15 protein-coding genes are annotated in these 12189 nt (G+C 36.8%); 3 read left to right on the forward strand and 12 right to left on the reverse strand.

Annotated features, from left to right (window positions below; translation table 11 throughout):
• From H3T47_RS06700 to H3T47_RS06710, 3 genes are all read right to left on the reverse strand, one after another.
• Window positions 1-1755, reverse strand: a complete 1755-nt coding sequence (locus H3T47_RS06700) for an ABC transporter ATP-binding protein (protein ID WP_199282956.1) — start codon at window positions 1753-1755, stop codon at window positions 1-3.
• Between the two features lie 70 nt (window positions 1756-1825).
• Window positions 1826-2041: a YneF family protein gene (locus tag H3T47_RS06705; RefSeq protein WP_038523011.1), complete on the reverse strand. Its 216-nt coding sequence runs from the start codon at window positions 2039-2041 to the stop codon at window positions 1826-1828.
• A 68-nt stretch (window positions 2042-2109) separates the two neighbouring features.
• Entirely contained in the window at window positions 2110-2358 is a 249-nt protein-coding gene (locus tag H3T47_RS06710) for a DUF896 domain-containing protein (RefSeq protein ID WP_199282957.1), read from the reverse strand.
• Between the two features lie 145 nt (window positions 2359-2503).
• Between H3T47_RS06710 and lexA the strand changes: the two genes are divergently transcribed.
• Window positions 2504-3127: a transcriptional repressor LexA gene (gene lexA, locus H3T47_RS06715; RefSeq protein WP_038523018.1), complete on the forward strand. Its 624-nt coding sequence runs from the start codon at window positions 2504-2506 to the stop codon at window positions 3125-3127.
• Between the two features lie 14 nt (window positions 3128-3141).
• Here the strand turns inward: lexA and H3T47_RS06720 are convergent, their stop codons facing one another.
• Window positions 3142-3516, reverse strand: coding sequence for a MerR family transcriptional regulator (locus tag H3T47_RS06720; RefSeq protein WP_199282958.1), 375 nt, complete (start codon window positions 3514-3516; stop codon window positions 3142-3144).
• A 60-nt stretch (window positions 3517-3576) separates the two neighbouring features.
• On the opposite strand from H3T47_RS06720, the gene H3T47_RS06725 reads away from it, so the two are divergent.
• Window positions 3577-3876: a hypothetical protein gene (locus H3T47_RS06725; protein ID WP_199282959.1), complete on the forward strand. Its 300-nt coding sequence runs from the start codon at window positions 3577-3579 to the stop codon at window positions 3874-3876.
• A gap of 215 nt (window positions 3877-4091) precedes the next feature.
• On the opposite strand, the gene H3T47_RS06730 is transcribed toward H3T47_RS06725, so the two are convergent.
• From H3T47_RS06730 to ylxM, 7 genes are all read right to left on the reverse strand, one after another.
• Window positions 4092-4856 (reverse strand): nucleoside phosphorylase, encoded by a 765-nt coding sequence (locus tag H3T47_RS06730; RefSeq protein ID WP_199282960.1) that lies wholly within the window; start codon window positions 4854-4856, stop codon window positions 4092-4094.
• A 100-nt stretch (window positions 4857-4956) separates the two neighbouring features.
• Window positions 4957-5304, reverse strand: coding sequence for a 50S ribosomal protein L19 (gene rplS / locus H3T47_RS06735; protein WP_038523030.1), 348 nt, complete (start codon window positions 5302-5304; stop codon window positions 4957-4959).
• Between the two features lie 117 nt (window positions 5305-5421).
• Window positions 5422-6147 carry a tRNA (guanosine(37)-N1)-methyltransferase TrmD gene (gene trmD, locus H3T47_RS06740; protein WP_199282961.1) on the reverse strand — a complete coding sequence of 242 codons (726 nt, stop codon included), beginning with the start codon at window positions 6145-6147 and terminating at the stop codon, window positions 5422-5424.
• Window positions 6137-6652: a ribosome maturation factor RimM gene (rimM, locus tag H3T47_RS06745; protein WP_199282962.1), complete on the reverse strand. Its 516-nt coding sequence runs from the start codon at window positions 6650-6652 to the stop codon at window positions 6137-6139. Before rimM ends, trmD begins: the two co-directional genes overlap by 11 nt.
• Window positions 6653-6716: 64 nt before the next feature.
• Window positions 6717-6989, reverse strand: coding sequence for a 30S ribosomal protein S16 (rpsP, locus tag H3T47_RS06750; RefSeq protein WP_038523039.1), 273 nt, complete (start codon window positions 6987-6989; stop codon window positions 6717-6719).
• A gap of 85 nt (window positions 6990-7074) precedes the next feature.
• Window positions 7075-8502 carry a signal recognition particle protein gene (ffh, locus tag H3T47_RS06755; RefSeq protein ID WP_199282963.1) on the reverse strand — a complete coding sequence of 476 codons (1428 nt, stop codon included), beginning with the start codon at window positions 8500-8502 and terminating at the stop codon, window positions 7075-7077.
• A 4-nt stretch (window positions 8503-8506) separates the two neighbouring features.
• Window positions 8507-8848 (reverse strand): YlxM family DNA-binding protein, encoded by a 342-nt coding sequence (ylxM, locus tag H3T47_RS06760; RefSeq protein WP_199282964.1) that lies wholly within the window; start codon window positions 8846-8848, stop codon window positions 8507-8509.
• A 378-nt stretch (window positions 8849-9226) separates the two neighbouring features.
• On the opposite strand from ylxM, the gene H3T47_RS06765 reads away from it, so the two are divergent.
• Entirely contained in the window at window positions 9227-10660 is a 1434-nt protein-coding gene (locus H3T47_RS06765; protein WP_199282965.1) for an amino acid permease, read from the forward strand.
• Window positions 10661-10706: 46 nt separating this feature from the next.
• On the opposite strand, the gene H3T47_RS06770 is transcribed toward H3T47_RS06765, so the two are convergent.
• Window positions 10707-12188 (reverse strand): glycoside hydrolase family 1 protein, encoded by a 1482-nt coding sequence (locus tag H3T47_RS06770; RefSeq protein ID WP_199282966.1) that lies wholly within the window; start codon window positions 12186-12188, stop codon window positions 10707-10709.
• Window position 12189: the final 1 nt, after the last annotated feature.

Consider the following 12189-nt stretch of genomic DNA (forward strand, 5'->3'; position numbering starts at 1 on the left):
TTATTCACCCACCTTGTCTTCTAATTCCTGTCTTTGCCACATATCAGCGTACCATCCGTTCAGTTCCAATAAATCATCGTGTGTGCCACGTTCAACAATTTGACCATCTTTGAGAACCAAGATTAAATCCGCATTCATTACAGAAGTCAACCTATGCGTTGCAATCAATGTCGTCTTACCTTGGCGCTCTTTTCTTAAAGATTTTAATATTGCCATTTCAGTTCTGGCATCAACCGCTGATAAAGCGTCATCCAAAACCAGAATTTGACTTTGCTTAAGAAGCGCGCGGGCAATTGACATCCGTTGCTTTTGTCCTCCAGATAATGAAACACCGTTTTCACCAACTAAAGTATTGTAGCCACCTGGCATTTGTAAAATATCATTGTGCAAATCACTTTTCTTAGCTGCAGATACAATGGCACTCTCATCGCTGTCAGCTTTAGAAAAGGCGATATTTTTTTGGATACTAGTCGAAAAGAGGTAATTATCCTGCGGTACATAAGAAATTTGACGCAATAATATATTAAGAGGAATTTCTCTGATGTCATGACCATTTAAAGTAATTTCACCGTCATATTTGTCAAATTCTCGCAGTAGTAATTGAATAATGGTAGTTTTTCCAGCACCAACTTTTCCTACCAGTCCTAAAGTTTGTCCTGTATGCAAAGTAAAATTAACGTTTTTTAATACTGGTACTGTTGGTTCATCAGGATAGGCAAAAGATTTAACGTGATATTCCAAATTGCCGGCAATATCTTTGGCTGAGAGGCTCTGGTCTGCGTATTTATCCGTAATTTCTGATTTTTCATTTAGCAGTTTTTCAACTCTGTCATAACTGGCGCTCCCGCGTTCCAAGATATTAAAAAGGTAGCCAATTGCAAACATTGGCCAAACCATGTTGCCGATATATGCGATAAATGAAACCAGTTGCCCGATTGTCAATACTTTATTTAAAACTAGCAAGCCACCATAAATAATAGTTATTGTGTATGTTAGCCCAATAAGTAAAGTTCCCAGAGGGTCAAACAGTGAATCCCATTTAAATACTTTTTTATTAATATTAATGGTTTCATCAATCATCTGGTCAAAGGCTTCCGTGTCTTCCTTGCCTTGCCCAAAAGTTTTAAGTACCTTGATGCCAGAAACAGATTCTTGCGTTTTGTTATTCAGCTTGGAGAAAGCAGCTTGAGATTTATCAAAAGCATCGTGCAGACGATCACCTAATTTCCAAGCACCCCAAGCTAAGAATGGTAAAGGCAGTAAAGCCACAATGGTTAAGCGCCAGTCAACAAAAGCAATCATGGCAACCATGGTGGAAACACTCATAATAAGCGAGTCAACTAGCGTTAAAACGCCTTCTCCTGCAACTTCCTGAATTGCGGAAACATCGTTAGTGGCATGAGCCATTAAGTCGCCAGTCCGGTGACGCTGATAAAACGTGCGATCCATTGCCATAAAATGACTAAACAATTTAGACCGCATTTGCAGCTCCAACTCTGCAGCACCGCCCCAAATTTGCTTACGCCAAAAATAGCGGAAGCCATAAAGTAAAAGTGCGGCAAAGATAATTGCTAAAATAAGCAGTCCGTATTGCTCCCAACTAATATGACCACGGTCTAATTGATCCGCCATCAAACCCAAAATCCGAGGTGGCACTAAATTTACAATAGAAGTAAGTGCCAAAAATGTGACACCGATAAGGTAACGCTTTTTTTCCTTTTTAAAAAACCAACCTAGTTTAAAAAATATTCCCATGTTTCACCTGAACATTAACAATAAAAAAACGGAGACATACGCTCCGCCTTTATTTCAATTTAGCAAATTTTTATTTTTGGTGCTTCATCATGTTCATCACTTGGTTAACCTTCTTGGCTGAAGGTTTTTGTCCCATTTGTGACATCATAGCAACAATCATATCTTCACTAATTGGCGGATTATCCTTAAAGTATTTTTTCATATATGCTCTTGCACCATAAAAACCACCGACTAGGCCTAATAAAAGTGCTATAACAATTAAAAAAATAGCTAAACCCAATTTCATAAAAAATCACCTCAATTTGTCCAATAGGTATATCTTACCTAAAAATTAAGTAAAATTAAAGGTCAAAGTTAATCTTTTCTTAAACCTTTCTGACGTTGTGCTTTTTTGGCTTTTTCAGATGTTATTTCCTTGCCATTTTTATCAATAATGACCAAATTCTCAACATCTTGTTTAAAACCAGCTCTGAAATTTTTAATAAATTCCTGATGTAATTTTTTTCTTTCGTCTTCTTCTGCAGCAGTCAAATCACTGCTTTTTTTCTTATGATAGAGTTCATTAATACGATTAATTAATTTTTGTTCATTATCTTCTGTCATTTTCGCACCTCTCAATTATGAAAGTCTACCTTATTTTTGGTAATAAAAAAAGTTTAAGATTTTTCAGAACATTTGTTTGTAGTATCAAAATAAATCTGCTAAAATAAATAGTATCAAGAAAACGTTTAAAATACTGGAGATTACAATGACGACGAAACAAAATACCAAGCAGTTACAAATTTTACGTTATATTTATGAAACCGTGGCAGATCGCGGCTTTCCACCAACTGTTCGTGAAATTTGCCATGCAGTTGACCTATCGTCAACTTCTACAGTTCACGGACATTTATCTCGTTTAGAGCGTAAAGGATATTTAATTAAAGATGCAACGAAACCCCGAGCTCTTGAAATAACTGAAGAAGGCAAAAAAGCTATTGGCATCAAGCCTAATGAAATTCCTGTTATTGGTGATGTGGCTGCTGGTCAACCAATCTTAGCAGTCGAAGATATCGAAGATTATTTTCCTCTGCCGCCTGATTTAGCTAATGATGCTGGTGACCTCTTCATGTTGAGAGTTCACGGTGAAAGTATGATTAATGCTGGTATTTTAAATGGTGATAATGTCATTGTCCGCAAGCAAAGTACGGCAATTAACGGTGAGATAGTAGTAGCCATGACTGATGAAAATGAAGCCACCGTCAAACGCTTTTATAAGGAAAAAGGTCATTATCGCCTACAACCTGAAAATGATACGATGGATCCGATTATCTTGTCCAGTGTACATATCCTGGGTAAAGTTGTTGGTCTTTATCGGAGTTCCATAGTTTAAGTTAAAAATTTGCACTATTTTTCTCTTGATTCAATAGTGCTTTTTTTCTGTAAAATTTCTCCTACTTCTTCCAGTACCTTTTTCTGCATTTTTAATTTGTTAATTTTGGCAGATATAGTAGTGATTTTTTCTGCAATCAATTTTAAGTTTTGCTTACGCTGCTTTTCAGTACTACACGATTCATCGTGTAGTTTTTTTATTTCCTTAATTTCTTGCAGTGAAAAACCTAAGTCTTGAAACTCTTTTACTGTTTCAAAAATATCACATTCGTTTTCAGTAAACCAATAGTTTCTTCCCTTACGAGCAGGATTTAATAAGTTTAAGTAGATATAATGTCTAACTGTATCACGTGTAGTATTTTCCTTTTGGATAAATTCTTTCAAATACATAATTATCTCCTTGACGTAGGGTCGACCCCAGATGATTAAATTTTAGCAGGAGGTATTAAAATGTCATATCTAACAATCTCTTTAACTATTATCTATGGTGCTCTTATGATTAGCGCCAGCTTTCTGCTAATCATTAGTCTGCCAATTTGGCTGATCATGATCAACGTTTTGTTTGCATTAGGCATTATTGCTGGAAGTATTCTAAAGATACCACTTTTAACTACTATATTTTTAGTAGCACTTTTATTTACCGCTCTAGCAAATGGTTTTTCTCTCCATCACCAAATTACTTGGATTCACTGGTTCATAAGACTCATTTTAACCGTAGCCTTAATCTGGCTAAATTTAAGGTTTCGCTAAGCTAACAAGTATTTTAGTCATTTTTATGACTATCTTAAAACGGCTTAAAATACTCTTACGAAAGGAAAAAGGTAACTTTCCACAAGCAATGCTATATTTGTTTTCACAAATTTTTATAAGCAAAAACGTTGATTATTAGGCAGGTATTTAGATAACTTGTGAATTATGTGGCTGTTTCACTTTGGTTCCACAGCAGTATTTTTTCACAAACTTGGTTAAATTTCACTAATGATATTAGCTGCTAAATTAATTGCTGCTTCATGAGCATCCCTGCCCCAGCCTCTTTCATCATGCTTTTCTACGTCTTTAAGAGAATCCGCTGTAAATAATATTTGTGCAAAGTCGACCCCTCTAAATTGTGCACAAGCAGCGAGCGCTGCACATTCCATTTCAACACATGAGGCGCCCAGTGCTTTAGCCTGTTTTACTTTCTTGGCAGTTTCTCTAAAAAAACCATCAGTAGTCCACGTAGTTACTTCCTTAACCGTAAATCCATTTTCGCTCATTAGTTTCTTTGTTTTGTCTAAAAATGCGGATTCTAACTCGACAAATGTCCCTGGTTTTAAATAATGAAATGACGTACCTTCGTCTCTTATGGCTTTTGTAGGCACCAGAAAATAATTTTCCGGTAAATCAACCAAACAACCTGCTGAGCCAATTGCTAAAATCTGTTTAACACCGTAGCCTATTAACCAATCTAACAGTTGCACAGCGGCCGCGGCCCCCATTTTAGCCTGACAAAGGGTAAACTTTGCTCCATCTAAATCAACTTCATAAATGGGAGTTTTTCCTTCAAAACATTCAAAAAATCCCACTTGTTTATGAGGACGACCAACTAAAAATTTATTGATTGCAGCAGTAGTTAAAAAGGCAAACAGTAATTTAGGTTGAAAATGAAAGTGATTAATTTCTTTTTCGTGCTCTGGTTCTAAAACTGCTTTTGGACTAGTATCAAAATTTAATAAAAATGGTTCATTCATAATTCTACCCTCCATAAAAAATATTTTGCTGAAGATTTTAACATAAACAAAAAAGAGAATCATCCCTTTACGGAATGATTCTCTTTTACTTAAGCGTTAATTAACGACGCTTTTCTGCAATTCTAGCAGACTTGCCGTGACGATCACGTAAGTAGTAAAGTTTAGCACGACGTACACGACCGTGACGCAATACTTCAACCTTGGCAACACGTGGATCGTTTACTGGAAAAGTACGCTCAACACCAACACCAGATGCGATCTTACGTACAGTGTAACTGGCACCAATGCCAGTTCCCTTACGCTTGATAACTACGCCTTCAAACATCTGAATACGTTCATGTGAGCCTTCAACAACACGAACATGAACACGAACTGTGTCCCCTGCACGAAAGTCAGGAATATCGTCACGTAATTGTTCTTTGGTTAATTCTTGAATTAATGGATCCATTTTTATTTTCTCCTTCTGCGGCATTCATTAGCGTTTTCTACGTCAGCGGAATACCCCTAACTATTAGTGCAAAATAAATTCACACCTCAGTTATACTAGCAAAATTAACAGCTAAAATCAAGTTTGATCTTCTTCCTGCTCTATTTGCGCCAGCATTTTTTCTTCTTCTTTACTCAAAGTATAATTTTTAAGCAAATCTGGGCGATACAAATAAGTTGCCCGTAAAGCTTCCTTGTGCCGCCATTGAGCTATTTTTTGGTGATTGCCAGACGTTAAAACCGCAGGAACTTTCATACCCTCAAAATCATCAGGTCTAGTATATTGGGGATATTCCAGCAAGCCGTGAGCAAAGCTTTCTTCCACTGGTGAGGCATCATTGCCTAAAATTCCCGGTATCAATCTAACTGTGGCATCAATCATACTCATTGTCGGCAATTCCCCACCCGTTAGGACATAATCACCGATTGAAACAATTTCATCAGCTAGATCATAAACGCGCTGGTCGAAGCCTTCATAGTGACCACAAATAAATGTGAGATTTTCTGCTTGAGACCACTCTTGAGCCATTTTTTGATTAAAAGTTTTACCCTGAGGTGCGGTAATGATTACTTTGCCTTTATTCTTAATTGAGTCGAGTGCCTTTTTGATCGGCATAATTTGCAAGACCATGCCAGCGCCACCACCATAAGGACTATCATCAACGTGATGGTGAACATCAGTGGTAAAATCACGAAAATTGACTAAGTTGAGCTGCCATTTACGATCCTCAAGACCACGCCCGAGCATTGAAGTCGTCAGCGGAGTAAACATATCCGGAAAAAGCGTCAATACGTTAATCTTCATTGCGTAATCCTTCCAAGAGTTCTACAAAAACTTTTTTATGTTCAACATCTATTTTTTTAACAACTTGATCTATATAGGGAATTAAATATTCATTACCGTTTTCTTCGGTAATTTCCCAGACATCGTTCGCACCAGGAGTTTCAATACCAGTTATTTGACCCAAATTAGCCCCCGATTGATTATCTATCACATCACAGCCCAATATATCGCGATAATAATAAGATCCTGCAGGCAGTTCATGTTGATTTTGTTCGCTGACAACCAAAGTTTTACCAATTAACTTTTCAGCACTATTAATATCGGTAATTTCATTAAATTGTATCAGCCAAAATTGCTTAAAGGGTCTGCTTTTTTTGACTGTTAAAACCGTTTCGGGATCATTTTTGATAGCTAACTTTTTATTCAAGGCAAACCGTTCTTCAGGAAAATCGGTTATTAACGCAACTTTTACTTCCCCTTTAAGTCCGTGAGTAGACAATATCCGTGCAACATCATAAAATTGCATAATTTCTCCTAGTCAAAGAAAAAAGTTTGAAGTAGTCAACTTCAAACTTTTAACAAACGATTCACTATTTATTGAATTTGGAATCATGCAGTTTCTTCATTAAGCCTGCACCTGAAAGAAGTGAACGTACAGTATCTGAAGGTTGTGCACCTTTCTTCAACCATTCAAAAATCTTGTCTTCGTCTAATTTCAATTCCTTAGGAACAGAAACTGGGTTATAGTAACCAACTTCTTCAATAAAACGACCATCACGTGGCATTCTTGAATCAGCGACAACGATTCTATAAAATGGCTTTCTCTTAGCACCCATGCGGCGCATACGAATTTTTACTGACATAAATTTATTCCTCCTAAAAGTTACGTTAAATAATATAGCACTTATTTTTTTAGGTGTAAAGTGTTTTTACTTAACAGGTGCTTTTTTATGAATGATATCTCTTGACCTTCATCCGTTTTTTCTTATTTTTCTTAAATTTCTTCCCCATGTGACGCATAGCCATTCGTCCCATAGGAGAGTTCATCCCCGGTAGATTGTCCATTCCTTTAAAATTACCCTTGGTAATTTTGCTCATCATATCGCGTGCCTGTTTAAATTGCTTAATCATTCTGTTGACTTCAACTACCGGTCGTCCAGAACCTGCTGCAATTCTTCTTCTACGGCTAGGGTTAAGTAATTCAGGGTTCTCACGTTCTTCTTTTGTCATAGAAGAAATAATGGCTTTAACATAAACAATCTGTTTTTTATCAAAATTGACATTTTTAAGTTGCGGATTGTTCGCCATCCCCGGAATCATCTTCATTAATTGATCAAGAGGCCCCATTTTTTCAACTTGTTCCAGTTGATCGACAAAGTCGTTGAAATCGAAAGTATTTTCCTTCATCTTTTCAGCAACTTCTTCAGCCTTTTTAGCATCATAATCTTGTTGAGCTTTTTCGATCAAAGTCAGCATGTCACCCATGCCCAAAATTCTTGATGCCATCCGGTCAGGGTAGAATTGTTCTAAATCAGTTAGTTTTTCACCCTGCCCAGTATAAATGATTGGTTTGCCTGTCACTGCCCTAATTGATAGAGCAGCACCACCACGGGTATCACCATCAAGTTTAGTTAAAATGACACCGGTAATATCTAAGCGGCTATCAAATCCTCTGGCAACATCAGTTGCAGCTTGACCCGTCATGGCATCTACTACCAATAAAATGTTATCTGGCTGCGCCACCTTTTTAACTTGCTCAAGTTCTGCCATTAGCGGTTCATCGATTTCCAGACGACCGGCCGTATCGATAATGACATAATCGTTTTTGTTTGTTTCAGCTTGACGCAAACCGTTTTGGACAATTTGAGCCACATCTTTTTGGTCCTTTTCGCTATAAACCGGAACTTTTAATTGGTCGCCAATTTGCTGCAGCTGGTCAATAGCAGCAGGACGGTAAATATCGCCTGCGATTAATAAGGGGCGGGCTTTTTCTTTTTGCATTAATAGGTTGGCCAGCTTGCCGACGGTAGTAGTTTTACCAGTACCTTGAAGTCCCACCATCATAATTATGGTTGGAATGTGCTTAGACTTATTTAAAGTTACGGCACTATCACCCATCATCTTAGTCAATTCATCATTGACAATTTTAATAACCTGTTGACCGGGATTAAGACTTTCTTGGACTTCTTTTCCTAGTGCTTCCTGCTTAATTTTCTTAATAAAGTCTTTCACAACTTTAAAATTGACGTCGGCTTCAAGCAAGGCAAGTCTTATTTCACGACTGGCACTGTTGATATCGTCTTCTGATATTTTTCCTTTACCGGTTAAATTTTTTAAGGCCTTTTGAATCCTCTCACTTAAATTTTCAAATGCCATATATTTATTCTCCCCTTAGTTGTTTTAATAGATTAGTAGACAGCTCCAGAGCCTCATTTGGATTGTCTTCTTTTATTGCGGATATAACTTGGTCTAAATTAAGCTCTATTTTATTGTAATCACGCTTCATATGTAAATTATCTTCGTAATTTTTTAATAGTTTACGGCAGCGACGTAAATTATCGTAGACTGCCTGCCGAGAAACATGATGGTTGGCAGCTATTTCTCCTAAAGATAAATCATTATAATAATAATCCTCAAAATAGTTTTGTTGGCTTCTGGTTAAAAGACGACCATAGTATGCGTATAGGTCACCTAAAATTTCATTTTTTTCGAGTTCGTTCATTACTCTCACCTTGAACCAGTATAGCAAAAATGTTGGTAATTGACGATCTTGAAAACCGGATTTTAGGTATGCAAAAGACACAAGTTCTTGCTTTTCACTATAAAAATTTGTATCATGGTTTTTAATGAATTTTTTGGATATTTATATAGCGATTATAAATTGAGTTATTCTTAAAATTTATCAAAAAGTTGGTACGAGAATTATTAATTTAGGTACCACTTTTTTTATTGAAATTGTTAATTTGCAAAAAATGTTAGTTCTGATCTTTTAATTTATATAAAAAAGTTCACACCTTAGTCACTTACTGTGTGAACTTTTTGCTGGTTCGGTGATAAATTAATTTGTAAATTAAACACTAAACTTTAAGGAGCATAAACAGTGAATTTATGGGAAAAAATGAACCGTAAAGAAGATCCTGGCATTTATCAGGAAAAAGACGGTCATTTAGTTAGAACACTTAAAGTGCGTGATTTTTTGGCGCTTGGTGTAGGAACTATAGTTTCAACTTCAATTTTTACTTTACCAGGTGAAGTTGCAGCTTTACATACTGGACCCGCGGTGGCTATTTCATGTGTCATAGCATCAATTGTAGCTGGTTTAGTTGCATTTGCTTATGCAGAAATGGCTGCGGCAATGCCTTTTGCTGGTTCCGTATATTCTTGGATTAACGTGATTTTTGGAGAATTTTGGGGTTGGTTTTCCGGCTGGGCCCTATTAGCTGAATATTTAATTGGAATGGCCTTTATTAGTTCAGGCTTGTCAGCTAATCTGCGTGCATTAATTGCACCGCTTGGTTGGAAATTACCAGCTGCCTTAGCTAATCCATTAGGTGTCAATGGTGGTTTAGTTGATTTAGTGGCATTAATAGCAATTTTACTGGCCGCATTTTTAGTCAGTTTCGGGGTCTCAAAAGCCTCTCGCGTAGAAAATGTGTTAGTAGTAGTCAAAGTTTTAGCAATATTGCTTTTTGTTATTGTGGGCTTGACAGTTGTTAAAAAAGCTAATTTTATTCCATTTATTCCTCATTACCGCGCAACTGCAAAGGGACCGTTTGGTGGCTGGCAAGGTATTTACGCTGGGGTTTCCATGATTTATATTTCATTTTTAGGATTTGATACCATAGCGTCTAACTCAGCAGAAGCTGTTAATCCTCAAAAAACACTGCCAAAAGGAATTATTGGCTCATTGCTCATTGCTGTGGCTTTGTTTGTGGCAGTAAGCTTAGTTCTGGTGGGCATGGTGCCTTATCAACAATACCTAAACTCGGCTGAGCCAGTTGGTTATGCTTTGAGAAAAACCGGTTTTACTCACATTGCTACTATTGTGCAATCAATCGCAATTTTAGGTATGTTTACGGCCTTAATTGGGCTTTGTATGGCAAGCTCACGTTTAGTTTACTCACTTGGACGTGATGGCATGTTACCTAAAAAACTGGGTAAGTTAAATTGTGAACATCGCCCAGCCAATTCGCTATGGACCATCGCCATTGTTTCAATCATTATCTCGTCTTTTATACCATTTACCTTCCTAACACAATTAGTTTCTGCCGGAACTTTAATTGCCTTTATGTTCGTGTCAATTGGAATTTACCGTTTAAGACCGCGAGAAGGAAAAGACATCGTTGATCCAGCATTCAAAATGCCTTGGTACCCTGTTTTACCGCTTTTAGCATTTTTAGGTTCATTAGCTGTGTTTTGGGGCCTAGATCTTCAAGCTAAGAAATACATGTTAATTTGGTCAATTATTGGCATTATTATTTATTTGGTTTATGGCATGCGCCATTCAACTATGAACAATAACATTAAGAAATAAGAAAAGCCTGGGGCCTCCCAGGCTTTTTATTTAAGTAAAAATTGTCCTATTCAAAAAACTTTTTGGGTATCTGTCGATCATAAGATAATAAATCTTTGTACCAATAAAAAGAATCCTTTTTATATCGCTGATACGTTCCCTTGCCGTAATCATCGAGATCAACGTAAACTAGGCCATAACGTTTAGACATTTGAGTAGTTGAAGCTGAAACCATATCAGTTGTCCCCCACATTAAATAACCCATTAATTCAATACCATCATTATTAACTGATTCAAGCATTTGTGCAATATGTTTTTTCAAATAATCAATGCGATACTCATCGTGAATCCTTTGGTCTTTAGTCAAAGTATCTTTAGCACCCAGTCCATTTTCAACTATAAACAAGGGCTTTTGGTATCTATCATATAAATTAATCAATGTTAATCTTAAACCGATTGGGTCTATTTGCCAGCCCCATTCACTGACAGGGAGATATTTATTAAACACTCCTGCGGTTCTGTTAGCCTTCGTGACCTTGAGTCCCTCAGTATTATAAGCAGTACAAACAGAAGAATAATATGAAAAGGCAACAAAATCTGCTGTGCCCTTGGCAATGATCTGTAAATCCTGCTTTGTCATTTTTACATCAAGTTGTAAATTCTTTATTTTCTGCAATAAAACAGAAGGATATTGACCTCGTATCTGCACGTCGCTAAAATTCAAACTTTCCCGCATCACCGCGGTAGCCTGCAGCATATTTTGCGGATCACTGTTATAAGGATAAACCATCGTACTAGTGATCATACTGCCAACCATCAGGTCAGGATAATTTTCATGAATGTAATTGGTAATCGCTGCAGAAGCAGTAATTTGATTATGCAGAGCCTGATAAATTACCTCTTGAAAATTTTTATGCGGAAACCTATCTTCAACTAATCCTCCAGAAGAATATGGGTGGCGCAAAATACTATCTATTTCGTTGATGGGTATCCAGTATTTTACCAACCCATGATAGCGGTCAATGACTAATTTAGCGAATTTAACGAAATAATCAGCAACCTTTTTATCATACCAAGCATTATATTTTAATACTAATTGCAGTGGCATTTCATAATGGGACAAAGTGATTATAGGTTGAATTTTTAAAGCCTGCATCTTAGCAAATAAGTGGTCGTAAAATTTTAAGCCATCTAAATTGGGTTCTTTTTCGTCACCTTGAGGAAAAATTCTACTCCAGGCAATTGAAGTTCTCAAAGCACTGATTCCCGTTTGTTTTAAAAGAGTCAGGTCGCTGTCATAACGATGATAAAAATCTACCCCATGTCTTTTACCGTAAGCAGCCATGTTTTTATCTGCCATTGCTGTTTGAATATCACTAGTCGTTATTTGGTTTACTTTTTGATAATCATTTTGGTCTTTAGCTGAATCGTACTTTTCAACATCCGCAATTGAAAAACCTTTTCCACCCTCATTCCAGGCTCCTTCAACTTGATTTGCTGAAGTTGCCAAGCCCCAAATGAAATTTGGGGGAACATTATAATAATCCATA

It is taken from the genome of Lactobacillus sp. W8093, assembly GCF_016100925.1.
Taxonomy (GTDB): Bacteria; Bacillota; Bacilli; order Lactobacillales; family Lactobacillaceae; genus Lactobacillus; species Lactobacillus helsingborgensis.